The sequence below is a fragment of the Pseudomonas sp. LSJ-87 genome (genome assembly GCF_032971465.1).
In the GTDB taxonomy this organism is placed as follows: domain Bacteria; phylum Pseudomonadota; class Gammaproteobacteria; order Pseudomonadales; family Pseudomonadaceae; genus Aquipseudomonas; species Aquipseudomonas putida_Z.
In genome coordinates, this window is the sequence record NZ_JAWJYQ010000027.1 from 56072 (window position 1) to 81296 (window position 25225).

Sequence of the window (25225 nt, forward strand, 5' to 3'; positions counted from 1 at the left end):
ATCAGGCGCGGGCGTTGTCGGCAGCATGGGTCATTCAGCGATGTAGTTGGGCGGGGAGACCCTGAAGGCTTTGGTCAGCCAGGCCAGGTACAGCAGGCCGAGCAGTGCCCAGACGCCACCGAACAGCAGCGAGTGTGCGTTCAGGTCCAGCCACAGCGAGACGATGATGCAGAAGCCGATGGTGGGTGCCACCAGGTATGTCAGCTGGTTGGCCAGGCCCTGGCGCTTGCCTTCGCGCAGGTAGCAGTGGTTGATCACCGACAGGTTGACGAAGCTGAACGCGACCAGCGCACCGAAGTTGATGATCGAGGTGGCGGTGACCAGGTCGAAGAAGATCGCCGACAGCGAAATCAGCCCCACCACCGCGATGTTCAGCACCGGCGTCTTGTAGCGTGAGTGCAGGCGGGCGAACAGGCTGGCCGGGATCACGTTGTCGCGGCCCATCACGTACAGCAGGCGCGACACGCTGGTCTGCGAGGCCAGGCCCGAGGCGATGGTGTTGATCACGGTGCAGGCGATGAAGATCGATTGGAACAACTTGCCGCCGACGTACAGGGCGATTTCCGGCAGTGCCGCTTCCTGGTCGTGGAAGCGGGACATGGTCGGGAAGTAGGCCTGGATGAAGTACGACACGGTGATGAACACCAGGCCGCCAATCAGGGCGGTGAGGAAGATCGCGCGAGGGATGGTCTTGCCCGGGTCGCGGGTTTCTTCGGACAGGCAGGTGACCGCGTCGAAGCCGAGGAACGAGAAGCACAGGATGGTCGCACCGGCGGCCAGGGCGCTGAGCTGGGTCTGGTCGTCGGCGAACGGCAGCAGGCTCCAGGCGGTACCCAACCCTTCACCCTGGTCCAGGCCGCGCACGCACAGGTAGATGAACACGGCGATGATCGCCACCTGCACGGCCACGAACAGCAGGTTGAAGTGCGCCACCAGGTTCACGCTGCGCATGTTGATCAGGCTGATCAGGGTGACGAAGCCGGCCACCCACATCCACTCCGGTACTTCCGGGAACATGGCCGAAAGGTACAGCTTGGCCAGCAAGGCGTTGACCATTGGCAGCAGCAGGTAGTCCAGTAACGACGACCAGCCGACCAGGAAGCCGACGTGCGGGTTGATCGCGCGCTGTGTGTAGGTGTAGGCCGAGCCCGACTGCGGGAAGCGCCTTACCAGGGTGCCGTAGCTCACGGCGGTGAACAGGATCCCGGCCAGTGCCAGGATGTAGGCGCTGGGTACGTGGCCGGCAGTAATCCCGGAAACGATACCGAAGGTGTCGAACACGGTCATCGGGGTCAGGTAGGCCAGACCGATGATGATCACGTGCCAGAGGCGCAGGGTTTTGCGGAGTTGGCCGTTGCCGGAAGCGCTGTGGTCAGGCTGCATGCTGGCATGGCTCCTGCGGCTGGGCGTAAACGGCGGGCACGGTGTACTGCGCATGCGGCAAGGGCGAGCGGGTGGGCTCCATGTTGTTCACCTTTATTGTTGGAGCAGCGGGGGCGCGGAGGAGCGCGCAAAGTGGTGAAAATAAAAAACGATGGGTAGCTTAGTGTCAAGTTAAACATGACAAGATGTTGCTGGATTGAAATATTTATCGATTAAAGTGGGGTTTTGTTCGGTTTTTGCGCGTTTTTTTGCGGTTATGATCAATTCTGGTGTTCGCAAAAATTAACGAATGCCGGTTTCCCTCGGAAGGTATGTCAGGCGTTTCCCAAAAACCGGATTTCTCGAGCCTGGCCAGCGCCAGGGCTGGGCTGCAGTGGTACTCTTGGCGTCCTGTGTGGCCCTTGGCCGCCTACGAAGCCCATATGGACAGCAATCGGTTCTATTCATGAAGAAATCAGTTGGCATCCTTTCCGGCCTGGCTATCGCCATCGCCGTCGCAACCACCGCTGGCGCCTGGTACACCGGCAAGCAGCTGCCTGCGGAGCTGGACAACGCCCTGGTCCGCAGCAACGCGGAACTCAAGAAGGCCCTGGTGAGCACCGGTGGCAGCATGAGCATCGAACGGGTGTCGCTGGAGCAGCATTTCTTCAGCAGTACCGCCCAGTACCGGCTCAAGGCCCGCGATATCAACCTGGGCGAAGGCGAAGTGGTGAATTTCGACGTTGGCGTGACCGACCAGATCGAGCACGGCCCGTTCCCCTGGTCGCGGGTAAAGGCACTGAAGCTGATGCCGGTGCTGGCAGTCAGCAACAGCACGCTGCAGAAGGACGACGCCACCGCGCCGTGGTTCGCCGCAGCGGGCGAGCAGGCCCCGGTCAGCGCACAGACCAGCCTGGGCTACGACGGCAATGTGGTCAGCCAGGTGCAGCTGGCACCGGTCAAGCTCGACGAAGCGGATGGCAACAGCCTCGACTTCTCGGGCATGCAACTGCAAGTCAGTGGTGACCAGGAAGGCAAGGCCTCGAGCTTCCACGGCCAGGCCGATCGGTTCGTGATGAAACTGGTACGCGATGACCAGCCACCTGCCACCTTCGAGCTCAATGGCCTGAAGGTCGGCGGCCAGCTGGCGGCCACCGCGCACCAGGCCATCTACGTGGGCAACGTCGACCTGGCGCTGGCCGAAACCAAGGTCACCCTGGGGCCCAAACAGCAGGTGCTGGTGGTCAAGGGGCTGGAGCAGAACGCCCTGCAAACCCTTGACGGCCCGGATACCGTGGGTGGCCGCGTGGAGTACAAGGTCGGGGATATCACCTGGGATGGTCGTGCGGTGGGCAAGGCGCAGATGGCGGTGAGCATCACGTCGGTCAACGCGCCGGCGCTACAGGCGTTGTCGACGTGGTACCAGGCGCACCTGCCGGAATTCGAGGCCGCAGCTGCCGCTGGCCAGCCGGTGCCGGAAATCCAGATGGACGATGAGGAGAAGGCCAGGTTCCAGGGCGAGCTGCAGAAACTGCTGGCTGCCAAGCCCCGGGTGGCGGTGGAAAACCTGTCGTTCAGGACCGCCAATGGCGAAAGCCGCTTTGACCTGTCGATGGGCTTCGCCGCCCCGGCCAGCTTCGACCTGCCGCCTGACCAGTTGAGCAAGCAACTGATCACCGAGGTGAAGAGCAAGCTGTCGTTGTCCAAGCCGATGATCGGTGACCTGGCAACCTTGCAGGCACTGCTGGATGGCCAGACCGACGCCCAGGCCATTGCCATGCAATCGAGCCAGGCCGGGGAAATGGTCGGCATGATGGCGCTGCAGAGTGGCATGGCCACCGTGCAGGGCAATGATGTGGTGAGCAGCCTGCACTATGCCGACGGCATGGTCGACTTCAACGGCAAGAAGATGACCGTGGAAGAGTTCGCCATGCTCATGGCGGCGCAGCTGGCGGCCCTGTCGCCGCAGGGCTGATCGTTTCTCCTGTTCCTCCCACAGGTTACTCTTTGCCCCCGAGGGCAGCGCTGTACCTGTGGGAGCGGGCGTGCCCGCGAAGAGGCCAGCACAGGCAACACAAAAACCACTTTAGAAATCGCTGGATTGTCTGTAGCCTTCGGCCTCCGATAATAATCCGCGCCCGCAGAGGGCCGTGGCGGCCTTCGTGCCGTCCGGCACCCTTAGCCGATCTGTCAGGGCCGGGTGATACACTCGATTTGACGCGCGCACGCGCCTGCAGGTCCAGCGATCATGACCCAGATTTCCGAACGCCTGTTGGTTCAGGCCCACCTCGACGCCAAGCAGCCAAACCCGCTGACAGCCGAGCAGGAGGCCGAATACCGTGCGGCCATCGCTGCCGAGCTCAAGGCCCAGAACGCCGTGCTGGTCGCCCACTATTACTGCGACCCGGTCATCCAGGCGCTGGCCGAAGAAACCGGCGGCTGCGTGTCCGACTCGCTGGAAATGGCCCGCTTCGGCAAGAACCACCCGGCCGAAACCGTGATCGTTGCCGGTGTGCGCTTCATGGGCGAAACAGCGAAAATCCTCACCCCGGAAAAGCGCGTGCTGATGCCCACCCTGGAGGCCACCTGCTCGCTCGACCTGGGCTGCCCGGTAGAAGAGTTCTCGGCCTTCTGCGACCAGCACCCCGAGCGTACCGTGGTGGTCTATGCCAACACTTCCGCTGCCGTGAAGGCCCGCGCCGACTGGGTGGTGACCTCGAGCTGCGCACTGGAAATCGTCGAAAGCCTGATGGACAACGGCGAAACCATCATCTGGGGCCCGGACCAGCACCTGGGGCGTTACATCCAGAAGCAAACCGGTGCCGACATGCTGCTGTGGGACGGTGCCTGCATCGTTCACGAAGAGTTCAAGTCGCGCCAGTTGGCCGACATGAAGGCGCTGTACCCGGATGCGGCGATTCTGGTGCACCCCGAGTCGCCGGAAGCGGTGATCGAGCTGGCCGACGCGGTGGGCTCCACCAGCCAGCTGATCAAGGCTGCCCAGACCCTGCCGAACAAGACCTTCATCGTCGCCACCGACCGCGGCATCTTCTACAAGATGCAGCAGCTGTGCCCGGACAAGGAGTTCGTCGAAGCCCCCACCGCCGGTAACGGCGCGGCATGCCGCAGCTGCGCGCACTGCCCGTGGATGGCGATGAACACCCTGGAGCGTGTGCTGGATTGCCTGCGTAATGGCACGAACGAGATCTTTGTTGACCCGGCGCTGGTGCCGAAGGCGATCAAGCCGCTGAACCGGATGCTGGACTTTACCCAGGCAGCGCGCCTGAAGTTGTCTGGTAACGCCTGACGCCAGACCGCGTCGCTTTCTTCGCGGGTAAACCCGCTCCCACAGGTACAGCGCAGCGCTCACGGGCGGTGCGGTCCCTGTGGGAGCGGGTTTACCCGCGAAAGGGTCCTCAACGCCCCATCATTTCCTGAACCATGCGCTGCTGCTCCATGATCTCGCGCTGGCGCTGGTCAATCTGTGCTGCCAGCGGGAAGTTCCCACCCGACCGGCGCTTGGCGTAATCCAGCTGCTGGATGGCCTGGTCGAAGTCGCCCACCAGGGTGAAGTACTCGGCCCGCGCCCGGTGCAAGCCAATGGTATTGCCCGAAAGGCCCCGCACTTCGGCCATGTCGTACCACACGTCCGGGTCATCCGGCCGGCTCTTCACCAGTTCGTTCAGCACCTTTTCCGCCTCGGCGGGCTTGTTCAGCTTCACCAGCAGATCGGCACGCACCTGCTTCAGCGGGTAGTTGCCCGGGTACAACCCCTGCATGCGTTCGGCGCGCTGCTGCGCGTCGGCCAGGCGGTTGTTGGTGATGTCCAGGTCGATCTGCGCCAGGTTGTAGGTAATGTCGTTGGGCGCCTTGGCCAGCAGCGGCTTGAGCAGTTCACGCGCCTCGTTCAGCTGGCCGCCCTTGATCTGCGCCAGGGCCAGGCCGTAACGCGCGGCGTCCAGCTTGGGGTCTTCGTCCAGCTGGGCGCGGAAGCGTTTGGCCGCCAGCCCCGGGGTGCCTTCGTAGGTCAGCGCCACCCGGGCACGGATCAGCTGGTAGCGCATGCTGTCCTCGACGCCGCCCTTGGGGGCCTGCTCGGCGCGGTTGCGGGTGTCGGCAATACGCGATTCGGTTACCGGGTGGGTCAGCAGGAACTCCGGCGGCTTGGCGTCGTAGCGGTACTGCCGGGCCAGGCGCTCGAACATGGTCGGCATGTTGCGCGGGTCGTAGCCGGCCTTTTCCAGGTTCTGGATGCCGATGCGGTCGGCTTCCTGTTCGTTCTGCCGCGAGAAGCGCCGCTGTTCCTGGATCGCCGCCGCCTGGGTGCCGGCGATCACACCGATACCGGCATCACCGCCGCCACCGGCCGCCAGCACGATACCGGCCAGCAGCGCTGCCATCATCGGCAGTTGCATGCGCTGCTGGGCCTCGACGCCGCGGGCGAAGTGGCGCTGCGACAAGTGCGCCAGTTCGTGGGCCAGTACCGAAGCGTACTCGCCTTCGGTCTGGGCGTTGAGGAACAGCCCGCCGTTGACCCCGACGATGCCGCCGGGGGCGGCAAAGGCGTTGAGCTCGCGGCTATCGATGAGGATGAATTCCAGGCGGCGGTCCTGCAGCTGGCTGGTTTCGGCCAGGCGGTACACGCTGGTTTCGACGTAGTCCTTCAGCTGCGGGTCGTTGAGCTGGTTGACCTGGCCGCGCAGCAGGCTCAGCCAGGCACGGCCGAGCTGGTGCTCCTGTTGTGGCGAGACGATCGCGGAACTGGCGTCGCCCAGTGATGGCAGGTCGTCAGCATGGCCGGGAAGGGCCAACAGGCAGGCCAGCGTCAGCAGGGTAGGGCGCAGTAGATTCATGCATGAAGCTCGCGTCGGTCAAAGATACCTACTGTAGCGGGCTCACACGTTGGCGACCAGTGGCGCTATCCTAGCCGGCCAAATCCAGATACAGCCTGGCAATGCCTTTGGAGAGCCCCGCAATGAGTGAAACCCTGACCTGTGACGCCGAACTGGACGCCAGCGGGCTGAATTGCCCTTTGCCGCTGCTGAAGGCCAAGATGGAGCTCAACCGCCTGGCCAGCGGCGCGGTGCTCAAGGTAATCGCCACCGACGCCGGCTCCCAGCGCGACTTCCGCACTTTCGCCCAGTTGGCCGGTCATACCCTGCTGCGGGAAACGGCCGAGGCCGGTACCTACACTTACTGGCTGCGCAAGGCCTGAGTCTTTCCAAGGATCGTCAATGTTCAAAGTGCTTCGCGACTGGATGCAGCGCTACTTCTCCGATGAGGAAGCGGTGGTGCTGGCGGTCCTGTTGTTCCTGGCTTTTAGTGCGGTACTCACCCTGGGTGGCATGCTTGCGCCGGTGCTGGCGGGCATGGTGCTGGCGTTTCTGATGCAGGGGCTGGTCAATGCCCTGGAGCGCTTGCGGGTACCCACCCGGTTGGCGGTGATGCTGGTGTTCGCCCTGTTCATGGGCGCGCTGGCGGTGTTCATGCTGGTGCTGGTGCCGCTGCTGTGGCACCAGTTGATCACCCTGTTCAACGAACTGCCGGGCATGCTCGGCAAGTGGCAGTCGCTGCTGTTGCTGTTGCCCGAGCGCTACCCGCACCTGGTGTCGGACGAGCAGGTGCTGCATGCCATCGAGTCGGTGCGCGGGGAAATCGGCAAGTTCGGCCAGTGGGCGCTGACCTTCTCGCTATCGAGCCTGCCGCTGCTGGTCAACGCCATGATCTACCTGGTGCTGGTGCCGATCCTGGTGTTTTTCTTTCTCAAGGACCGCGAACTGATCGGCCGTTGGGTCAGCGGCTACCTGCCACGCCAACGCAGCCTGCTGAACCGGGTGGGCAGCGAGATGAACCGGCAGATCGCCAACTACATCCGCGGCAAGGGCATCGAGATCCTGATCTGCGGCATTGCCACCTACATCGCCTTCATCAGTCTGGGGCTCAACTACGCCGCGTTGCTGGCGTTGCTGGTGGGGCTGTCGGTGGTGGTGCCTTACGTGGGCGCGGTGGTGGTGACCGTGCCGGTGACGTTGATCGCACTGTTCCAGTGGGGCTGGGGTGACCAGTTCATCTACCTGATGACGGTGTACGCGATCATCCAGGCGCTGGACGGCAACGTGCTGGTGCCGCTGCTGTTCTCCGAGGCGGTGAGCCTGCACCCGGTGGCGATCATCTGCGCGGTGTTGCTGTTTGGCGGGTTGTGGGGGTTCTGGGGGATCTTCTTTGCCATCCCGCTGGCGACGCTGATCAAGGCTGTGCTGGATGCCTGGCCGCGGCAGGAGCCTAGCGTTTCGCCGATGCTCTGAGTGCAAATGGGGCAGCTTTGCGGCCCATTCGCGGGCGCGCCCGCTCCCACATTGATCGGTGTACGCGGGACCTTGTGGGAGCGGCCTTGTGTCGCGAAAGGGGCGCAAAGCGCCCCCCACGACCTCAAGCCTTGTTCAGGGCCTGGGCAGCAGCCAGTACTGCATCCACATGCCCGGGCACTTTCACCCCGCGCCATTCCTGGCGCAGCACACCGTCCTTGTCGATCAGGAAGGTGCTGCGGTCAACGCCCATGTATTCCTTGCCATACAGCTTCTTCAGCTTGATCACGTCGAACAGCTGGCACAGGGCTTCGTCCTTGTCGCTGATCAGCTCGAACGGGAAGCCTTGCTTGGCCTTGAAGTTCTCGTGCGACTTGATGCCATCGCGCGACACGCCGAACACCACGGTATTGGCTGCGGCAAAGGCATCGTGCTGGTCACGGAAACCCTGGCCTTCGGTGGTGCAGCCTGGGGTGCTGTCCTTCGGGTAGAAGTACACCACCACTTGCCGGCCCTTGAGCTCGGCCAGGCTGACGGTTTGCCCGCTGGTGGCCAGGGCCTGGAAGTCGGCAACGGGTTGGTCGATTGCTACGGCCATGTTCGGTTTCCTTACATTGGGTTCTGTGGACGCCATGGCTCGATCAGCGCATCGAGGTTCAGGGCATCGGCAAAGTCCAGGAACTGGTCACGCAGCCAGCTGATCTGGGTGCCGGCCGGCAGAATCACGGTGAACTGGGCATTGAGCATGCTGCTGCCGGTCTGCGGTGCCAGGTAGGTATCGCAGGTCATGGCTTCCAGCTCGACGCGGTGGTCGAGGAAGAACTGGCACAGCTCGTTGATGATGTCCGGCCGGTAGGCGGCGCTGACGTAGGCCACGTAGGGCAGGGCCTGCGGGCGCACTTCCTGGTCGGCGCTGCGCACCACGTCCAGGGTCAGGCCGTGCTTCTTGCCCAGGCCCGGCAGCATGGCTTCGAGGCGCGCCAGGGCGTCCCAGCTGCCACCTACCTGCAGTACCAGGGCGCTGGTCTCGCCGTGGCGGCTCAGGCGCGAGGTGACCACCGCGCAGCGGTTTTCGAAGGCAGCGCGGCTGAGGACGTTGGCCAGCTCCATGGGGTTGGGGCCCAGGGCACTGATGACAAGGAATTGTTCGCGGACGGTGGGGGTGGACATGCAGCATTCCTAAAGCGATGAGCGGTCGGCACAGGACGGGCGAAAGCCTCCTGTCGGCAGGGCCCGGGGCTCGCATGCGAGGTCGTGGACGCTGGCGGGGAGCAAGGTCGACGGCCCGGCGGGCCGCGCTGCACCGATCAAAGCATCAAGGGTAGCGAAATAAGGCGCCGAGGGGAATGCTCCGCCCGCCTGCTTCGCTTGTGCAAGGCCGATGCCCCCAGTACCATTACCGCTCTCTTTTTCCGGCAGGAGCAGTTACATGATTGCGGGCAGTATGGTGGCATTGGTCACACCCATGGATGCACAAGGGCGTGTGGACTGGGGCAGCCTCGACAAACTTGTAGACTTCCACCTGGAAAACGGCACCCACGCGATTGTCGCTGTCGGCACAACCGGTGAGTCCGCCACGCTGGATGTCGAAGAACACATCCTGGTCATCAAGCACGTGGTCGAGCGCGTCAAGCGCAGCAACAAACCCATCCCGGTCATCGCCGGCACCGGTGCCAACGCCACTGCTGAAGCCGTGCACCTGACCCAGAACGCCAAGAATGCCGGCGCCGACGCCTGCCTGCTGGTGGTACCGTACTACAACAAGCCGACGCAAGAAGGCCTGTACCAACACTTCAAGCACATCGCCGAAGCCGTCGACATCCCGCAGATCCTCTACAACGTACCCGGCCGCACCTCCTGCGACATGCAGGCCGATACCGTGATCCGCCTGTCGAAGGTCAAGAACATCATCGGTATCAAGGAAGCCACCGGCGACCTGGTACGCGCCAAGGCCATCCTCGATGGCGTCGACAAAGACTTCATCGTCATGTCCGGCGACGACCCGACTGCCGTCGAGCTGATCCTGATGGGCGGCAAGGGCAACATTTCCGTCACTGCCAACGTCGCCCCGCGCGAAATGGCCGACCTGTGCGAGGCCGCCCTTGCGGGCAATGCCGAGAAGGCCCGCGCAATCAACGAAAAACTCATGCCGCTGCACAAAGACCTGTTCTGCGAGTCCAACCCGATCCCGGTGAAATGGGCACTCGTCGAAATGGGCCTGATGCACAAAGGCATTCGCCTGCCGCTGACCTGGCTGAGCGAAGGCTGCCACGAAAAAGTCCGTACTGCCTTGCGCCAGTCCGGCGTACTGGTTTAAGAGGAAGTACACCGCATGAAGCGACTGGCTGGTCTTTCCGCCCTTGCCCTGATCATCTCCAGCACCAGTGGGTGTGGCTGGCTGTGGGGCGAGGATGGCTATTTCCGCGACCGCGGCAGCGATTACCTGCAGGCGCGCCCGACTGCGCCGATGCAGCTGCCGCCGGACGCCAGCAACGTCAAGCGCCTTGACCCGCTGCTGCCGATCCCGCGCAATGTCGCCGACGACAGCGCCACCGGCGAGTTCGAGGTGCCGCGCCCGCAACCGATGACCGGTGGCGCCGCCCAGGTTACCGACTACAGCCTGCAGCGCAGCGGCAGCAGCCGTTGGGTGCTGGCCCAGCATTCGCCGGCCGAGGTATGGCCGGTGGCTCGCCAGTTCTTCGAGGACAACGGCTTCCGCATCGCCGAAGAGCGCCCGCAGACCGGTGAATTCAACACCACCTGGCAGCGTTTCGACGAACTGTCGGCTTCGCTCGGCCAGCGCCTGGCCAGCACTGCCAGCAGCGCTGACAGCGAAGTGCGCGTGCGTGTACGCATGGAGCCTGGCGTGCAGCGCAACACCTCCGAGGTGTATGTGGTCAGCGTCGAGCGCCCGGCCGGCAGCACTGCCGAGCCCGATTTCCCGTCCACCTCCAGCAACACCGGTGCCGATGCCCTGCTGGTCGACGAAATGCTTGCCAGCATGAACCGCAGCGCCGAGAAGGGCGGTTCGGTATCGCTGCTGGCCGCGCGCGATTTCGACGCGCCAAGCCGCGTCAGCCTGAGCGAAGACGGCAGCGGCAACCCGGTGCTGTACCTGGGCGCCGACCTGGACCGCGCCTGGTCCAGCGTGGGCCGTGCCCTGGAGCAGGGTGGCGAGTGGCGTGTCGAGGACATCAACCGCAGCCTGGGCCTGTACTACATCAACCTGTCTGAAAAGCCTGAAGACAAGCAGAACCAGCCTGGCTTCTTCGGCCGCATGTTCGGCAGCGAGCCGACCAAGGAAGAGCGTGAAGCCCGTGCCGAGCGCTACCAGGTTCGCCTGAGCAAGGTGGGTGAGAGCGTGCAGGTCACGGTCGAGAAGAACATCAACACCGTGGCCCCGGCCGATGTCGCCCGCCGCGTGCTGAGCGCCATTCAGGATCACCTGGGCTAAGTGCGCTTCGCGGTACTCGGAAGCGGCAGCCAGGGAAACGGCACGCTGATCGCCAGTGGTGACACGTTCATCCTGGTCGATTGCGGGTTTTCCCTGCGCGAGACCGAGCGGCGCCTGGCGCTGCTCGGCGTGTCGGCGGCCCAGCTCAGTGCGGTACTGGTCACCCACGAACATGCCGACCACGTGCATGGGGTCGGCTTGCTGTCACGGCGCTACAATGTACCGGTCTACCTCAGCCAGGGGACCTTGCGCGGCATGCGCAAGCCGGTGGAGGTGGCCGGTTTTCTCGCTTGTGGCGACAGCCTGCGTATCGGCAGCCTGGAAGTGACCGCGGCGCGGGTCGAGCACGACGCCTACGAGCCGCTGCAGTACGTGGTCAGTGACGGCCAGCGGCGCTTCGGCATGCTGACCGACCTGGGCTCGTACGACGCGCTGCTGCTGGAGCGTTACCAGGGCCTGGATGCACTGCTGATCGAGGCCAACCACTGCCGCGACCTGCTGGCACGCGGTCACTACCCGGCCTTCCTGAAGCAGCGGGTGGGTGGCATGCAAGGGCATTTGAACAATCACCAGGCCGCGCGCCTGGTGCACGAGTTGGGCTGGAGCAACCTGCAACACCTGGTGCTGGCCCACCTCAGCAGCAAGAACAACCTGCCACACTTGGCTCGCCAGTGCTTCGTCGACACCCTTGGGTGCGACCCGGACTGGCTCCAGGTGGCGAATCAGGAACACGGGCTCGACTGGCGCGAAATCGCCTAGCCCAACACCTCAAGCAAGCGGAGCCCAATCATGGAAAAACGCGACGAACTCTACCGCGGCAAGGCCAAATCGGTTTACAAGACCGACGACGCCGACCGCTTGATCCTGCTGTTCCGTAACGACACTTCGGCGTTCGACGGCAAGCGTATCGAACAGCTCGACCGCAAAGGCATGGTGAACAACAAGTTCAACGCCTTCATCATGCAGAAACTGGAAGAAGCCGGCGTGCCGACCCAGTTCGACAAGCTGCTGGGCGACAACGAGTGCCTGGTGAAGAAGCTGGACATGATCCCGGTCGAGTGCGTGGTGCGCAACTACGCCGCCGGCAGCCTGGTCAAGCGCCTGGGCGTGGAGGAGGGCATCAAGCTGGAGCCGTCCACCTTCGAGCTGTTCCTGAAGAACGACGAGAAGGGCGACCCCTTCATCAACGAATCCCACGTTGTCGCGTTCGGCTGGGGCACCGCCGAGCAGCTGGCCGAAATGAAAAAGCTGTCGCTGAAGGTCAACGAAGTGCTGAGCAAGCTGTTCGATGACGCCGGCCTGCTGCTGGTCGACTTCAAGCTGGAGTTCGGCGTATTCCACGGCCAGATCGTGCTGGGCGACGAGTTCAGCCCGGACGGCTGCCGCCTGTGGGACAAAGAGACCCGCAAGAAGATGGACAAGGACCGCTTCCGCCAGGGCCTGGGCGATGTGATCGAAGCCTACGAAGAAGTTGCCAAGCGCCTGGGCGTGCCGCTGTAATCGGCACGTTCACGCAAGCGCCTGATACCACGCGATTTTTTTTAAAAAAAGGTTTGCGTTTTAAAAGAACGCTGGTATGATGCGCGGCATTGGAGAGATGCCGGAGTGGTCGAACGGGACGGATTCGAAATCCGTTGTACTGGCAACAGTACCTAGGGTTCAAATCCCTATCTCTCCGCCATACAAGATGAAGCCCCTGGGAACGAAAGTTTCCAGGGGCTTTTTCGTTGTGCCTTATTTTTTCATCATCCCCAGTTCAGCATCGTCCAGCAGCGCCTTGGCCATCGCACTCAGGTAATGCGAGGCCCAGATCAGCTTCTGGTCGCCATCCATCAAACCGGTGATGATCAGGTCGCGGACGTAGCCCATCAGTTCGGATGCCTGTTCGCGGGCGTCCTGGCAGGGAATGCCGGGCTCGATGCGGAACAGCGGGTGGGTGTTGTTTTCGCCTTGGTAGAAGCAGGTCTTGCCGACTGTGGTGGGTTGCATTGTGTCGTCGGTGGGCATTGTTTTTCTCCCTGGAATCTTGGGTGTCTGTGCCGGCCTCTTCGCGGGCGCGCCCGCTCCCACAGGTACGGCGCAGTACTTGAGGGCAATGATTACCCCTGTGGGAGCGGGCGTGCCCGCGAAGAGGCCAGGCCTGCTAGTGCAAAGTTCTTGGCTCAGCCGGTAAATGGGCCTGCATCTGCAATTGCATCAATGCCGACTCGACCAGGCCCTGTACCGCTTCCATTTCATGGATCACGGCCTGCATCACGATCGAACTCGGGGCCGTGGGTTTGAGTTGCACGGATTGGCGGGCCACGAACAGGGCACAGAGTACGTACTCTGAGGACTGGACCAGGGTGTCTTGCAGAGCCTGGGTGGAATCGAGGGAGTGGGGTGGATCGGGGACCATCTTGCGCATGTAAAGCTCCTTGGGTAAGTGGAGCCGCCTGGCAACGCTGTCAAACGAATGGGGGCAGCTATACATGGGTTGACAGACCGGTTACCCAAGACCCGGCGCACACGAATGTGCCCCATGCACAGCTGCCATAACGCTGCAACGGAAACTTGAGTAGTCGGCCTGTCAAAGCCGGTCGTTGATTTTGCAACGACAAGCCGAGACTAGAGCGCGACCCAATCCGTCGCAACAGTTTGAGCGGGTTGGCAGTATGTTTGGGAAATGGCCTACAGGGAAGTGGATTATTCTGAGTTTCAGCTGTAGGACTGGGGGCCGCTTTGCGGCCCATCGCGACGCAAGGCCGCTCCCACAAGGAGTTTGCGTAAGGCCACCTTGTGGGAGCGGCCTTGCGTCGCGAAAGGGGCGCAAAGCGCCCCCCAGGGCCTTCAGCGCATCGCCGCCAGCTTGATGCCAAACCCCACCAGGCAAGCCCCCGCCAGCCGCTCGAACATATTGGCAATCCGCGGATTGGCGCGCATGCGTTCGGCCAACTCGTGCGTCAGCACCACGGCAATCAACCCGTACAGGAAGGTCACCACCGCCACTGTCGCCGCGAGGAAGCCGAAGGTCACCAGCCCCTGGTGCTTCACCGGGTCGACAAACAGCGGGAAGAACGCCATGTAGAACATGATCGCCTTGGGGTTGAGCAGGGTGATCATCATGGTCTGGCGCAGGTACTGGCCGTTGTCCATGCGGCTGGCCCGCGGCGCGCCACCGGGTTTGCTCAGCAGCATGCGCAGGCCCAGGTAGGCCAGGTACGCAGCACCGGCCCACTGCACCACGTGGAAGGCGGCAGGGTAGGCCGCCAGCAGGGTGGCAACGCCAGCCACCGCCAGCCACAGCAGCACCTGGTCACCCAGGATCACCCCGCAGGTCGCGGCCATGCCGGCCTTGATTCCGCCCTTGCCGGTGGCGGTGATCAGGGCGAAGTTGCCCGGGCCGGGGATGGCCAGGACGATGATGAAGGCGATGACGAACGCGCCGTAGTCGGTGACGCCGAGCATGGGGAACTCCTGTTGGTGGTGCGTAGGCAGAGTTCAAGACTATCGTCGCCACCGGCCCGCTTTTCAACCGTCTACCAGGAAATTGGAAACAAGCTCTGAATTTTCAGAAGTGCGAGAAATTTCCTACAAGGGCAACTTGTTGTTGCACACGTGCAACCAGCCAGTGCACTTTGCGGCTTGGATCCAATGCCTAGGTTCTGTATCATCCCGCCGCCATCAGAATGATGGCCGAAGATGATTCATTTAAAGGACTTAGTATGAAAAAGCTGTTCAAGGCTACCGTAGCCGTTGCTGTCGTTTCGGGTGTTGCCCTGCTGTCGGGTTGCACTGGCCAGGTTTACAACCAGCCGAAAAACTGCACCTACGACTACCTGTTCCACCCTTCGGTTTCCATCTCCAAGATCATCGGTGGCTGCGGCCCGATCGATAAACTGCCTCAGCAGCAGTAATCTTGGCGGTACCCTGATCGCGACGCTTGCGGCGTGATCCAAGGCCCCCGGTCATTTACGTGATCGGGGGTTTTTGTTTTTCCGCGTGACAATCTGCCACTGAGGCAACCCGTCGCCTTGACGCTCCGGGTGGCAATTTGTTTGTGCTGGCATTTGAGCTACAATCGGAAAAACGATTCAGCCTTGTCGGTCAATTCGACAAAAGGCCGAGTCGTTTTCTGGTTCTCTGGCTGCTGAACAATGATCAACAACAAGCCTGCGCTGCAGAACATGCTTTACTTGGGCCAGCCACAGGCCCACCCCCTGTTCTCCTGACTGGAATCGATCAATGTTCAAGAAAGCTGGCAAGACCTTGCTGGGTCTGGCTGTCGCTGCAAGCGTCATGCAAGCGCACGCCGCAGAAACCAAGAAAGTAGATGTGCTGCTGGTCGGCGGCGGCATCATGAGCTCGACCCTGGCCGTGTGGTTGCACGAGCTGGAGCCAAGCTGGTCGATGGAAATGGTCGAGCGCCTGGATGGCGTGGCCGAAGAAAGCTCCAACGGCTGGAACAACGCCGGTACCGGCCACTCCGCGCTGGCCGAGCTGAACTACACCCCGGAAGACAAGGACGGCAACGTCAATATCACCAAGGCCATCGAAATCAACGAGGCCTTCCAGATTTCCCGCCAGTTCTGGTCGTGGCAGGTCCGCCAGGGCGTGCTGAAGAACCCGCATTCGTTCATCAACACCACGCCGCACATGAGCTTCGTGTGGGGCGATGACAACATCAAGTTCCTGAAGAAGCGTTACGACGCACTGCAGGCCAGCCCGCTGTTCCGCCCGATGCAGTACTCCGAGGACCACGCGCAGATCGCCAAGTGGGTCCCGCTGATGATGGAAGGCCGCGACCCTAACCAGAAGCTGGCCGTGACCTGGACGCCAATCGGCACCGACGTCAACTTCGGCGAGATCACCCGCCAGTTTGTCGGCCACCTGAAAACCCAGGAAAACTTCGACCTGAAGCTGTCCAGCGAAGTGCAGGACATCACCCGCAACAAGGACGGCTCGTGGCACGTCGAGTACAAGAACCTGAAGGACGGTAGCGAATCGGCCACCGACGCCAAGTTCCTGTTCATCGGTGCCGGCGGCGGCGCGCTGAAGCTGCTGCAGAAGTCGGGCATTCCTGAAGCCAAGGAATACGCAGGCTTCCCGGTGGGCGGCTCGTTCCTGGTGACCGAGAACCCGACCGTGGCCATGCAGCACATGGCCAAGGCCTACGGCATCGCCTCGACCGGTGCGCCACCCATGTCGGTTCCGCACCTGGACACCCGCGTGCTGGATGGCAAGCGCGTGATCCTGTTCGGCCCATTCGCCACCTTCTCGACCAAGTTCCTGAAGAACGGCTCGTACCTGGACCTGCTGAGCAGCACCACCACCCACAACGTGTGGCCGATGACCAAGGTAGGCATCGATCAGTACCCGCTGGTGGAATACCTCGCTGGCCAGCTGATGCTGTCTGACGACGACCGTTTCGAAGCCCTGCGCACCTACTTCCCGAACGCCAAGAAGGAAGACTGGCGCCTGTGGCAGGCCGGTCAGCGCGTGCAGATTATCAAGCGTGATGCCGAGAAGGGCGGCGTGCTGAAGCTGGGCACCGAAGTGGTCGCTTCCGAAGACCGCACCATCGCCGGCCTGCTGGGTGCATCGCCAGGTGCATCGACTGCGGCACCGATCATGCTGAACGTGCTGGAAACCGTGTTCAAGGAGAAGGTCGCTACCCCTGAGTGGCAGGCCAAGATCAAGCAGATCGTGCCGAGCTACGGCACCAAGCTGAACGACTCGGCGGCGGCCACCCAGAAAGAGTGGAACTACACCGCTGAAGTGCTGCAGCTCGAGAAGCCACCGGTGATCGACGAAAGCGTCGGCACCACGGTTGCACCGAGCCAGCCGGTCGAAAGCAAGCCTGAGAATGACATGGCGCTTTAAGCGGCCATTGTTGTGACAGAAGCCACGGGGGAGACCTCGTGGCTTTTTTGTTGCCGGTTCCGGCCCTTTCGCGGGCTTGCCCGCTCCCACAGGTACACCACAGCTTTCGAGAACTGTGATGTACCTGTGGGAGCGGGCAAGCCCGCGAAGAGGCCGGTACTGGAGAACCACTGATCTGAAATCTGGGCTGAACCCAATAAAAACATATTTTGATGCTTAAATTAATCTTGTCAGTCGATCCCCCTCCAGGAGGGTGCCGTCATGAACATCAAGATTGCCGCGTTACTGCTGCTCGCCCTGTGCGCCCAGCCGGCATGGAGCCAAAGCTACTCCTACTCCAGCGAAACCCCCGCCGCCAAACCCGCCGAATCTGCTGCAATGACCACGCGCATGGCCCTGCGCGACCTTTGGGTCGAGCACATCTTCTGGGCGCGCAACTATGCTGTCGCCAACCAGGCCGGCAACGCCAAGGAGGCTGAAGTCGCTGCCAAGGAAGTGGTTACCGACGCTACCAGGATCGCCAACAGCATTGCCCCGCTGTACGGCCAGCCCGCCGCCGATCAGTTGCTGAAACTGCTGGCCGGCCACTGGGGCGCCATCAAGCACTACAGCGACGCCACCGTGGCCAAGGACAAAAAAGGCCAGCAAGCCGCGGTCAATGAGCTGACCAGCAATGCCAAGGGTATCGCTGCGTTCCTGGCCAAGGCCAACCCGAACCTGCCCGAACCGACCCTGCTGACGCTGCTCAGCGCCCACGGCGGGCACCACGTGGCCCAGATCGACCAGCTGGCGGCCGCTGACTACGTGGGCGAGGCGCGCACCTGGGCGATGATGCGCGAGCATATCCTGACCCTGTCCGACGCCCTGGCTGCGGCGTTGGTCAAACAGTTCCCGGACAAATTCTGATGCTCGAAGGCTTGGGCCGTACCCAACAGGACCTGCTCCATGCGTTGCTGCTCCAGCCGGCCGGCATGAGCATCGACGACCTGGCGCAGGCCCTGGCCATCACCCGCACGGCGGTGCGCCAGCACCTGGCAGCGCTGGAGCGCGACGGCCTGGTCAAGCGTGGCGCTACCCGGCCCACCGGGCGCCGCCCGGAGCAGCTGCACGAGCTGACCGAACAGGCCCGCGAACTGTTCCCGCGGCAGTACCCGTTGCTGGCCAACCTGCTGATTGCGGAAGTGGCCGGCTTGCTGGGGCAGGAGGCATTGCTGGCGCTGATGCGCCAGCTGGGGCGCAAGCTGGCGGCGGACCTGGAGCATCAAGTGGTGGATGAAGCACGCATCGTCGAGCACATGAACAATACCGGGTACGAGGCGCAGGTGTTCTTCCGCTCGGGGGGCGAGCCGCAGATCGTTGCGCACAATTGCGTGTTCCATCACCTGGCCAAGGCGCACCCGGTGGTGTGCGAGCTGGACCTGGCGCTGATCGGGGCCTTGGGTGGGGCCGAGGTCAGCCATGAGGAGTGCATGCTCAGGGGAGGGCAGGTGTGCCGGTTTGCCCTGGGCAAGAAAGAAGATTGATGTTGCCTGTTCTGGCCTCTTCGCGGGTAAACCCGCTCCCACAGAGATCGCACAGGTCTTGAAGGCAGTGATTATCCTGTGGGAGCGGGTTTACCCGCGAAGAGGCCGGCACAGGAAAATCACTGCTGCCGCAGAATGCAGTCCAGCAACCCAGGAAACCGCTCCCCCAGCATCTCGCTACGCAACGAATTCATATGGGTAGTCCCCACATTGCGGGTATGCACCAACCCCGCATCACGCAGCACGCGAAAATGGTGGGACATGCTCGACTTCGGCCGGCCACCGTCCAGCTCGCCGCAGCTGGCTTCGGCCACGCCCGCCAGGTGGCGCACGATACCCAGGCGCACCGGGTCGCTCAGGGCATAGAGCAGGCGTTCCAAGGTAAGGTCTTCAGAATTGGGATGTTGATAGGCTCGCATGGTCGTCATGATAACGGGGCTATCATTAATTGCCATAGTTCGATTATGATCGAACTATCGTAATCAGACAGCCCGGGAGCTTGCTCATGTCCGCTTTGTTCGAACCCTATACCCTCAAGGACGTCACCCTGCGCAACCGCATTGCCATTCCGCCGATGTGCCAGTACATGGCCGAGGACGGCATGATCAACGACTGGCACCACGTGCACCTGGCCGGCCTGGCCCGTGGCGGTGCCGGCCTGCTGGTGGTCGAGGCCACTGCCGTGGCGCCGGAAGGGCGCATCACCCCCGGTTGCGCCGGTATCTGGAGCGATGCCCACGCCCAGGCTTTCGTGCCGGTGGTGCAGGCAATCAAGGCCGCAGGTTCCGTGCCGGGTATCCAGATTGCCCACGCCGGTCGCAAGGCCAGCGCCAACCGCCCGTGGGAAGGTGACGACCACATTGCTGCCGACGACGCCCGCGGCTGGGAAACCATCGCCCCGTCCGCCATCGCCTTCGGCGCGCACCTGCCACAAGTGCCGCGCGAGATGACCCTGGACGACATCGCCCGGGTCAAGCAGGACTTCGTCGATGCCGCCCGCCGTGCGCGCGATGCCGGTTTCGAGTGGATCGAACTGCACTTTGCCCATGGCTACCTGGGCCAGAGCTTCTTCTCCGAACACTCCAACAAGCGTACCGACGCCTACGGTGGCAGCTTCGACAACCGCAGCCGCTTCCTGCTGGAAACCCTGGCAGCGGTGCGTGAGGTATGGCCAGAGAATCTGCCACTGACCGCGCGTTTTGGTGTGCTGGAATACGACGGCCGCGATGAGCAGACCCTGGAAGAGTCGATCGAACTGGCACGCCGCTTCAAGGCTGGCGGCCTCGACCTGCTGAGCGTGAGTGTCGGCTTCACCATTCCCGACACCAAGATCCCATGGGGCCCGGCGTTCATGGGGCCGATTGCCGAGCGCGTGCGTCGTGAGGCGAAGCTGCCGGTGACCTCGGCGTGGGGGTTTGGTACGCCGCAACTGGCGGAAGCTGCGCTGCAGGCCAACCAGCTGGACCTGGTATCGGTAGGGCGTGCGCACCTGGCAGACCCGCACTGGGCTTACTTTGCGGCCAAGGAGTTGGGCGTGGAGAAAGCCTCCTGGACCTTGCCGGCACCGTATGCGCACTGGCTCGAGCGTTATCGCTGAGGCATGAAAGGGGCTGCCTTGCAGCCCATTCGCGGGTAAACCCGCTCCCACAGGATCTCCACTGCCCTCAAGGCCTGCGCGATCCCTGTGGGAGCGGGTTCACCCGCGAAGAGGCCAGCACAGGCTAAAACCGATCCAACCGGTAAGCCGCCATATCAGCCCCACTCTCCCTGTCGGCCAACCGCCCCACCCATTCCGCCGTCACCGCCGCTTGGGTCAACCCCAGGTGCTGATGCCCGAACGCCAACAGCACCCGCCCATTACACACACGGTCGATCACCGGCAACGAATCTGGCAACGAAGGCCGGAAGCCCATCCACGGCGTCGCTCCCTCAACACTCAGGTCCCTCCGGAACAACCCCTTGCTCAAGCGGTGCAACTGCCACGCCCGCTGCATGCTCGGCGGCGCGTCCAGCCCGGCGAATTCCACCGTGCCGGCCAGGCGCAAGCCCTCGGCCATGGGCGTCATGATGAACTTGCGCTCCAGCGATGTAACTGCAAACGGCAAACGCTGATGCTCGCCAGGCAACATCAGGTGGTAGCCGCGCTCGGTGTCCAGTGGCACCTGCTTGCCGGTCAGCACGCCGGTCAACCGTGCAGAATGCGCGCCACAACTGATCAGCACCTGGCGGGCATCGAGCGTGCCCTGGTCGCTGGCCAGGCTGACCCCGCCGCTGTGCAGCCGCCCGCCATCGACCTGCGCCTGGACAAAGCGCACACCACTGGCCTTGGCCGCTTCGAACAGTTCGCACACCACCCGGTAGGGGTCGATGAAGTGCCCGGTACGTGGGAAGAACAGCCCACCCAGCAACGACGGGCTCAGTTGCGGCGCCGCCTCGCGCACGGTGTCGGCCGACCAGAAGTCCACCGGCACCGCCTGCTGTTGCATGCGGGCGCGCAAGGCCTCCAGGGCCTGGCGCGACTCCGGCCGCTCGAACACCAGCAACGAGCCATCTTCCTGGAACAGTTCGCTGCGCCCGATCGAACCCAGCAGCCGTTGCCAGGCACCCAGGCTGCCTTCGTTCAACGTGCGGATGCCAGCCACGCTGCGCTGAAACGGGCCCGGGCGCAGGTTGAGCAGCAGGCGGGTGAACCACGGCATGGCCTTGGGCAGGTACTTCCAGTCAAGGCGCAGCGGGCCCATCGGGTCCAGCAGCATGCGCGGCAGGCGTTTGAGAATCGACAGGTCGGCAATCGGGAATACCTGCTCGGTGGCCAGGTGCCCGGCGTTGCCGTAGGACGCGCCCTGGCCGGGTGCCTGGCGGTCCACCAGGGTTACCCGGCGGCCTTGGCGGGCCAGTTGCAGGGCACAGGCGACGCCGACAATGCCGGCGCCGACCACGGCGATATCGGTTTCAGCGGTTTCGACCATGCTCAGCCTTCCCGTTTACCGTCGAGCAGGCGCCGCAGTTGCAGCGGGTTGCCGTGTTTCAGCGCCTGCGGCAGCAGGGCATCGGGGAAGTCCTGGTAGCACACCGGGCGCAGGAAGCGCAGGATCGCCGCCGTGCCCACCGAGGTGGTGCGGGCATCGGAGGTGGCCGGGAACGGCCCGCCGTGGACCATCGCGTCGCATACCTCTACACCGGTCGGCCAGCCATTGACCAGGATGCGGCCAGCCTTGCGCTCAAGGGTCGGCAGCAGCGCGCGGGCGCTGTCGATGTCGGCATCGTCCAGTTGCAGGGTGGCGGTCAGTTGGCCTTCCAGATGCTCGGCCACCTGGCGCACTTGCTCATCGTTGGCGCAGGCCACCACCAGCGACGCCGCACCGAAGACTTCGGCCTGCAACGCCGGGTCGGCGAGGAACGCTTCGGCCTGGGTCACGAACAGCTGCGCCTGACACTGGTTGGGGCCTTGCCCGGCCTGGCCACTGGCGGCGGCCTGGGCATTGGCGTTTGCGGCCAGGGCGCCGACACCGGCCTGGTAGGCACTGAAGATGCCCGGGGTAAGCATGGTCTGCGCCGCAGCCTGGCGTACGTGTTCGCTGGCGGCGTCGATGAAACGCTGCAACGCCGGCCCCTGGCGGGCAATCACCAGGCCGGGGTTGGTGCAGAACTGGCCGGCACCCTGGGTCAGCGAGGCGACGAAGCCTTGTGCCAGTGCCTCGGCGCGGGTCTGCAGGGCGGTGTCGAACAGGAACACCGGGTTGATCGAGCTCATTTCGGCGTACACCGGGATCGGCTCCGGGCGGGCCTGGGCCGCCTGGCACAGCGCAATGCCACCGCTGCGCGAGCCGGTAAAGCCAACGGCCTTGATGCGCGGGTCGCTGACCAGCGCAATGCCCACTTCACGACCGGAGCCGTACAACAGCGAAAACACACCGGCCGGCAAGCCGCACTGCTTCACGGCCTTTGCCACTGCCTGGCCGACCAGCTCGCTGGTGCCCGGGTGGGCACCGTGGGCCTTGACCACCACCGGGCAACCGGCGGCCAGGGCAGAGGCGGTGTCGCCACCGGCCACCGAGAAGGCCAATGGGAAATTGCTGGCGCCGAATACCGCCACCGGCCCCAGGGCCACCTGGCGCTGGCGCAGGTCGGCACGCGGCAGGGGCTGGCGCTCGGGCAGGGCGTTGTCGACCCGCACATCCAGCCATTCACCGGCCCGCACCACACGGGCGAAGGTGCGCAGCTGGGTGCAGGTGCGGCCACGTTCGCCCTGGATGCGCGCCTTGGGCAGGCCGCTTTCGGCCACGGCGCGATCGATCAGGGCATCGCCCAGCGCTTCGATCTGCGTGGCGATGGTTTCGAGGAATTGTGCCCGTTGCTCGAGCGAGGTTTCGCGGTAGGCATCGAACGCCGCCCAGGCCAGGGCGCAGGCCTGGGCCACGTGTTCGCCGGTGCCGCCGAGGTAGGCCGGTTCCAGCGCCTGGCCGGTGGCCGGGTCGATGGCACGGATGGCGTCGCGGCTGCCGGTTACCGGCGTCTGGCCGATCAGCAGGTTGCCTGTGAGGGTCATGGAGCCTCCTTTGGAATCAATATCAAGGGAGACCGCGGCCCTTGTGGGAGCGGGTTTACCCGCGAAGCAGGCGACTCGGTGCCTGGCACCGGCTTCGCCGGTGTTCGCGGGTGAACCCGCTCCCACAGGGGCTGCGGCTCGGCCTGGAATCAGGTGATCAGGCCAGGTTCTGCTCAGCCGACCAGCTGGCGTACCAGCTGCGGAACAGCGCGTACTGCTGCTCGGCATAGTTGCGCTGGGCGTCGGTCAGCACGTCGGTCTCGTTGAAGTGCAGGCTGTATTCGCTGTCACCGTTCAGCACCATCAGGTGCTTGTAGTAGAGCACCAGGTCGCAGCCTTCATCGAACGACGACAGCACCGCCAGCGCCGCCTCCAGCTCACGCGCCAGGCGGCGGGCCTTGGCATCACCCTGGGCCGCCTGCTTGCTCAGGCTCACCAGGTGCAGCACCTCACGCGGCAGAGCGTTGCCGATGCCGGTGATGGCGCCGGTGGCGTTGCAGTTGACGAAGCCATGCACTACCTGGGTGTCGACGCCGACCATCAGGGTCACGTCGTCATCCTTGGAGGTGATGTGCTCGGCGGCGTAGCGCAGGTCGGCGCCACCGCCGAACTCCTTGAAGCCGATCAGGTTGGGGAACTCGCTGCGCAGTTCGAAGAACAGGTCGGCGCGGGTGGCGAAGCCGTAGTACGGGCTGTTGTAGATCACCGCCGGCAGCTTCGGCGCAGCTGCCAGAATGGCCGAGAAGTGGTGCTTCTGGGCAATCAGCGAGGCGCCGCGGCTGAGCACGCGGGGGATGACCATCAGGCCGGCGGCGCCAACCTTGGCCGCGTGGGCGGCGTGAGATACCGCCTCACGGGTGTTCACCGCGCCGGTACCGACGATGGTCGGGATGCCGGCGGCCACCAGGCGCGCTACACCTTCCTGGCGCTCGGCTTCGGTCAGCAGCGGCCAGTCGCCCATCGAGCCGCAGTACACCACGGCGCTCATGCCGGCCTCGATCAGCTCGCGGCCCTTGCGCACCAGGGCGTCGAAGTCCGGCTTGCGCTCGGCGGTGCAGGGGGTCATCAGGGCGGGCATGGTGCCGGTGAAGATGTTGTTGGTCATTGTTGTCACTCCTCGCGATATTCGATTTTTTTGGAAAAAGCCGGGGTCAGATGCCCCAGGCGAACGGGTCCTGTTCGTCGATCAGCAGGGTGCTGTCGGCGGTCATGTAGGCGCGGCCGGTGATGAACGGGCGAATGCGTTCGCCGTCGCGCTCGTAGCGGCCCTGGAACTGGCTGCCGGTGATACTGGCCTGTACCCAGGTCTGGCCTTCGTCGAGCTTGCCGTCGGCGGCCAGGCAGGCCAGCTTGGCGCTGGTGCCTGTGCCGCAGGGCGAGCGGTCGTAGGCCTTGCCGGGGCACATCACGAAGTTGCGGCTGTCGGCGTTGGCGTCGTCGGCGAACAGTTCGACGTGGTCGATGGGGGCACCGTTTTCACCGGTGATGCCCTGGGCTTCGAGGGCCTTGAGCATCGCCCAGGTGTACTCGGTCAGCGCCTCGCGGTTGTCCAGCTCGATGCGCTGGCCGTGGTCGGAGACGAGGAAAAACCAGTTGCCGCCCCAGGCGATGTCGCCACGCACCAGGCCATGGCCGGGCACGTCCACCAGCACCTGCCGGCGGTAGCGGTAGGACGGCACGTTGCCGACGGTTATGGCGCCGTCTTCATGCAGGGTGGCGCTGACCTGGCCGACCGGGGTATCGATCTTGTGCACGCCCGGTGCGATCAGGCCCAGGTGCTGCAGCGAGGCGACCAGGCCGATGGTGCCGTGGCCGCACATGTTCAGGTAGCCAGCGTTGTTGAAGAAGATCACCCCGCACGTGGCGTCGGCCGATACCGGTGGGCAGTACAGCGCACCGACCAGCACATCGTTGCCACGTGGTTCCAGCAGGCAGGCGCGGCGCCACTGGTCGTGCAGCTCGCGCAGCTCGTCGCGCTGCTCGGCCATGCTGCGGCCATGCAGTTGCGGGAAGCCTTTCATCACCAGGCGGGTCGGTTCCCCGCCGGTGTGCGAGTCGATGATGTGAATCTGTTTCATGAGCTTGTCCATTCTTTGATCAGCCAAGTCTTGTGCTGTTTGTGCGGGCCTCATCGCCGGCAAGCCAGCTCCCACAGGTATTGCATCGGCCT

At 63.8% G+C, this 25225-nt stretch carries 25 protein-coding genes and 1 tRNA gene; 14 read left to right on the plus strand and 12 right to left on the minus strand.

The window, feature by feature from the left end; genetic code table 11:
* Positions 1-30 precede the first annotated feature (30 nt).
* On the minus strand, positions 31-1383 hold the full coding sequence (locus RYH74_RS17405) for an APC family permease (RefSeq protein ID WP_317409822.1): 1353 nt from the start codon (positions 1381-1383) through the stop codon (positions 31-33).
* Between the two features lie 445 nt (positions 1384-1828).
* Here RYH74_RS17405 and RYH74_RS17410 point away from each other — a divergent pair, with 445 nt between their 5' ends.
* A complete protein-coding gene (locus tag RYH74_RS17410; RefSeq protein WP_286100371.1) occupies positions 1829-3337 on the plus strand; it encodes a YdgA family protein in 1509 nt (502 codons plus the stop codon).
* A gap of 273 nt (positions 3338-3610) precedes the next feature.
* Positions 3611-4669 carry a quinolinate synthase NadA gene (nadA, locus tag RYH74_RS17415; protein WP_003254747.1) on the plus strand — a complete coding sequence of 353 codons (1059 nt, stop codon included), beginning with the start codon at positions 3611-3613 and terminating at the stop codon, positions 4667-4669.
* 109 nt (positions 4670-4778) lie between these two features.
* Here nadA and RYH74_RS17420 read toward each other — a convergent pair whose 3' ends face one another.
* Complete coding sequence (locus RYH74_RS17420) at positions 4779-6215, minus strand: M48 family metalloprotease (protein WP_025340255.1); 1437 nt, start codon at positions 6213-6215, stop codon at positions 4779-4781.
* 122 nt (positions 6216-6337) lie between these two features.
* Between RYH74_RS17420 and RYH74_RS17425 the strand changes: the two genes are divergently transcribed.
* Together RYH74_RS17425 and RYH74_RS17430 are read left to right on the plus strand one after the other, a co-directional pair.
* Entirely contained in the window at positions 6338-6577 is a 240-nt protein-coding gene (locus tag RYH74_RS17425) for a sulfurtransferase TusA family protein (RefSeq protein ID WP_004375233.1), read from the plus strand.
* A 19-nt stretch (positions 6578-6596) separates the two neighbouring features.
* Positions 6597-7667 carry an AI-2E family transporter gene (locus RYH74_RS17430; RefSeq protein ID WP_075046054.1) on the plus strand — a complete coding sequence of 357 codons (1071 nt, stop codon included), beginning with the start codon at positions 6597-6599 and terminating at the stop codon, positions 7665-7667.
* A 124-nt stretch (positions 7668-7791) separates the two neighbouring features.
* Here RYH74_RS17430 and RYH74_RS17435 read toward each other — a convergent pair whose 3' ends face one another.
* The gene (locus RYH74_RS17435; protein ID WP_075046053.1) at positions 7792-8265 is read right to left on the minus strand and encodes a peroxiredoxin; all 474 of its coding nucleotides are present in this window, start codon (positions 8263-8265) and stop codon (positions 7792-7794) included.
* Positions 8266-8276: 11 nt separating this feature from the next.
* On the minus strand, positions 8277-8837 hold the full coding sequence (locus RYH74_RS17440) for a glycine cleavage system protein R (protein WP_013973793.1): 561 nt from the start codon (positions 8835-8837) through the stop codon (positions 8277-8279).
* A 259-nt stretch (positions 8838-9096) separates the two neighbouring features.
* Between RYH74_RS17440 and dapA the strand changes: the two genes are divergently transcribed.
* The 5 genes from dapA to RYH74_RS17465 all read left to right on the plus strand — a co-directional run bounded on the left by dapA (position 9097) and on the right by RYH74_RS17465 (position 12802).
* Positions 9097-9984 carry a 4-hydroxy-tetrahydrodipicolinate synthase gene (gene dapA / locus RYH74_RS17445; RefSeq protein ID WP_317409823.1) on the plus strand — a complete coding sequence of 296 codons (888 nt, stop codon included), beginning with the start codon at positions 9097-9099 and terminating at the stop codon, positions 9982-9984.
* 15 nt (positions 9985-9999) lie between these two features.
* Positions 10000-11121, plus strand: a complete 1122-nt coding sequence (bamC, locus tag RYH74_RS17450; protein WP_004375223.1) for an outer membrane protein assembly factor BamC — start codon at positions 10000-10002, stop codon at positions 11119-11121.
* Positions 11122-11880, plus strand: a complete 759-nt coding sequence (locus RYH74_RS17455; protein WP_063913004.1) for an MBL fold metallo-hydrolase — start codon at positions 11122-11124, stop codon at positions 11878-11880.
* Between the two features lie 30 nt (positions 11881-11910).
* Positions 11911-12621: a phosphoribosylaminoimidazolesuccinocarboxamide synthase gene (gene purC / locus RYH74_RS17460; RefSeq protein ID WP_004375217.1), complete on the plus strand. Its 711-nt coding sequence runs from the start codon at positions 11911-11913 to the stop codon at positions 12619-12621.
* 91 nt (positions 12622-12712) lie between these two features.
* Positions 12713-12802 (plus strand) — tRNA-Ser (locus tag RYH74_RS17465).
* Between the two features lie 53 nt (positions 12803-12855).
* On the opposite strand, the gene RYH74_RS17470 is transcribed toward RYH74_RS17465, so the two are convergent.
* From RYH74_RS17470 to RYH74_RS17480, 3 genes are all read right to left on the minus strand, one after another.
* Positions 12856-13128 carry a DUF3077 domain-containing protein gene (locus RYH74_RS17470; RefSeq protein ID WP_317409824.1) on the minus strand — a complete coding sequence of 91 codons (273 nt, stop codon included), beginning with the start codon at positions 13126-13128 and terminating at the stop codon, positions 12856-12858.
* Positions 13129-13264: 136 nt separating this feature from the next.
* Positions 13265-13528, minus strand: a complete 264-nt coding sequence (locus RYH74_RS17475; RefSeq protein ID WP_025340251.1) for a hypothetical protein — start codon at positions 13526-13528, stop codon at positions 13265-13267.
* 422 nt (positions 13529-13950) lie between these two features.
* Entirely contained in the window at positions 13951-14568 is a 618-nt protein-coding gene (locus tag RYH74_RS17480) for a LysE family transporter (RefSeq protein WP_286100364.1), read from the minus strand.
* Positions 14569-14825: 257 nt separating this feature from the next.
* Here RYH74_RS17480 and RYH74_RS17485 point away from each other — a divergent pair, with 257 nt between their 5' ends.
* The 4 genes from RYH74_RS17485 (at position 14826) to RYH74_RS17500 (ending at position 18506) form a co-directional block, all read left to right on the plus strand.
* On the plus strand, positions 14826-15017 hold the full coding sequence (locus tag RYH74_RS17485) for a YhfL family protein (RefSeq protein WP_003254720.1): 192 nt from the start codon (positions 14826-14828) through the stop codon (positions 15015-15017).
* A 328-nt stretch (positions 15018-15345) separates the two neighbouring features.
* Entirely contained in the window at positions 15346-16983 is a 1638-nt protein-coding gene (mqo, locus tag RYH74_RS17490) for a malate dehydrogenase (quinone) (RefSeq protein ID WP_075046052.1), read from the plus strand.
* Between the two features lie 261 nt (positions 16984-17244).
* Complete coding sequence (locus tag RYH74_RS17495; RefSeq protein ID WP_317409825.1) at positions 17245-17889, plus strand: hypothetical protein; 645 nt, start codon at positions 17245-17247, stop codon at positions 17887-17889.
* Positions 17889-18506, plus strand: a complete 618-nt coding sequence (locus RYH74_RS17500) for a helix-turn-helix transcriptional regulator (RefSeq protein ID WP_317409826.1) — start codon at positions 17889-17891, stop codon at positions 18504-18506. Before RYH74_RS17495 ends, RYH74_RS17500 begins: the two co-directional genes overlap by 1 nt.
* Before the next feature lie 119 nt (positions 18507-18625).
* On the opposite strand, the gene RYH74_RS17505 is transcribed toward RYH74_RS17500, so the two are convergent.
* Positions 18626-18961 (minus strand): ArsR/SmtB family transcription factor, encoded by a 336-nt coding sequence (locus tag RYH74_RS17505; RefSeq protein WP_003259528.1) that lies wholly within the window; start codon positions 18959-18961, stop codon positions 18626-18628.
* A 50-nt stretch (positions 18962-19011) separates the two neighbouring features.
* Between RYH74_RS17505 and xenA the strand changes: the two genes are divergently transcribed.
* A complete protein-coding gene (xenA, locus tag RYH74_RS17510) occupies positions 19012-20103 on the plus strand; it encodes a xenobiotic reductase XenA (RefSeq protein WP_025340240.1) in 1092 nt (363 codons plus the stop codon).
* Between the two features lie 124 nt (positions 20104-20227).
* Here xenA and RYH74_RS17515 read toward each other — a convergent pair whose 3' ends face one another.
* From RYH74_RS17515 to RYH74_RS17530, 4 genes are all read right to left on the minus strand, one after another.
* The gene (locus RYH74_RS17515; protein ID WP_286100362.1) at positions 20228-21475 is read right to left on the minus strand and encodes an NAD(P)/FAD-dependent oxidoreductase; all 1248 of its coding nucleotides are present in this window, start codon (positions 21473-21475) and stop codon (positions 20228-20230) included.
* A 2-nt stretch (positions 21476-21477) separates the two neighbouring features.
* Entirely contained in the window at positions 21478-23055 is a 1578-nt protein-coding gene (locus RYH74_RS17520; RefSeq protein ID WP_286100361.1) for an aldehyde dehydrogenase (NADP(+)), read from the minus strand.
* Between the two features lie 157 nt (positions 23056-23212).
* The gene (locus RYH74_RS17525; protein WP_286100360.1) at positions 23213-24160 is read right to left on the minus strand and encodes a dihydrodipicolinate synthase family protein; all 948 of its coding nucleotides are present in this window, start codon (positions 24158-24160) and stop codon (positions 23213-23215) included.
* 46 nt (positions 24161-24206) lie between these two features.
* The gene (locus RYH74_RS17530; protein WP_317409827.1) at positions 24207-25133 is read right to left on the minus strand and encodes a 4-hydroxyproline epimerase; all 927 of its coding nucleotides are present in this window, start codon (positions 25131-25133) and stop codon (positions 24207-24209) included.
* Positions 25134-25225: the final 92 nt, after the last annotated feature.

Coding starts and splice junctions, on each gene's coding strand:
- RYH74_RS17405 (WP_317409822.1), bottom strand. CDS start 1,383: ATGCAGCCTGACCACAGCGCTTCCGGCAACGGCCAACTCCGCAAAACC.
- RYH74_RS17410 (WP_286100371.1), top strand. CDS start 1,829: ATGAAGAAATCAGTTGGCATCCTTTCCGGCCTGGCTATCGCCATCGCC.
- nadA (WP_003254747.1), top strand. CDS start 3,611: ATGACCCAGATTTCCGAACGCCTGTTGGTTCAGGCCCACCTCGACGCC.
- RYH74_RS17420 (WP_025340255.1), bottom strand. CDS start 6,215: ATGAATCTACTGCGCCCTACCCTGCTGACGCTGGCCTGCCTGTTGGCC.
- RYH74_RS17425 (WP_004375233.1), top strand. CDS start 6,338: ATGAGTGAAACCCTGACCTGTGACGCCGAACTGGACGCCAGCGGGCTG.
- RYH74_RS17430 (WP_075046054.1), top strand. CDS start 6,597: ATGTTCAAAGTGCTTCGCGACTGGATGCAGCGCTACTTCTCCGATGAG.
- RYH74_RS17435 (WP_075046053.1), bottom strand. CDS start 8,265: ATGGCCGTAGCAATCGACCAACCCGTTGCCGACTTCCAGGCCCTGGCC.
- RYH74_RS17440 (WP_013973793.1), bottom strand. CDS start 8,837: ATGTCCACCCCCACCGTCCGCGAACAATTCCTTGTCATCAGTGCCCTG.
- dapA (WP_317409823.1), top strand. CDS start 9,097: ATGATTGCGGGCAGTATGGTGGCATTGGTCACACCCATGGATGCACAA.
- bamC (WP_004375223.1), top strand. CDS start 10,000: ATGAAGCGACTGGCTGGTCTTTCCGCCCTTGCCCTGATCATCTCCAGC.
- purC (WP_004375217.1), top strand. CDS start 11,911: ATGGAAAAACGCGACGAACTCTACCGCGGCAAGGCCAAATCGGTTTAC.
- RYH74_RS17470 (WP_317409824.1), bottom strand. CDS start 13,128: ATGCCCACCGACGACACAATGCAACCCACCACAGTCGGCAAGACCTGC.
- RYH74_RS17475 (WP_025340251.1), bottom strand. CDS start 13,528: ATGCGCAAGATGGTCCCCGATCCACCCCACTCCCTCGATTCCACCCAG.
- RYH74_RS17480 (WP_286100364.1), bottom strand. CDS start 14,568: ATGCTCGGCGTCACCGACTACGGCGCGTTCGTCATCGCCTTCATCATC.
- RYH74_RS17485 (WP_003254720.1), top strand. CDS start 14,826: ATGAAAAAGCTGTTCAAGGCTACCGTAGCCGTTGCTGTCGTTTCGGGT.
- mqo (WP_075046052.1), top strand. CDS start 15,346: ATGTTCAAGAAAGCTGGCAAGACCTTGCTGGGTCTGGCTGTCGCTGCA.
- RYH74_RS17495 (WP_317409825.1), top strand. CDS start 17,245: ATGAACATCAAGATTGCCGCGTTACTGCTGCTCGCCCTGTGCGCCCAG.
- RYH74_RS17500 (WP_317409826.1), top strand. CDS start 17,889: ATGCTCGAAGGCTTGGGCCGTACCCAACAGGACCTGCTCCATGCGTTG.
- RYH74_RS17505 (WP_003259528.1), bottom strand. CDS start 18,961: ATGGCAATTAATGATAGCCCCGTTATCATGACGACCATGCGAGCCTAT.
- xenA (WP_025340240.1), top strand. CDS start 19,012: ATGTCCGCTTTGTTCGAACCCTATACCCTCAAGGACGTCACCCTGCGC.
- RYH74_RS17515 (WP_286100362.1), bottom strand. CDS start 21,475: ATGGTCGAAACCGCTGAAACCGATATCGCCGTGGTCGGCGCCGGCATT.
- RYH74_RS17520 (WP_286100361.1), bottom strand. CDS start 23,055: ATGACCCTCACAGGCAACCTGCTGATCGGCCAGACGCCGGTAACCGGC.
- RYH74_RS17525 (WP_286100360.1), bottom strand. CDS start 24,160: ATGACCAACAACATCTTCACCGGCACCATGCCCGCCCTGATGACCCCC.
- RYH74_RS17530 (WP_317409827.1), bottom strand. CDS start 25,133: ATGAAACAGATTCACATCATCGACTCGCACACCGGCGGGGAACCGACC.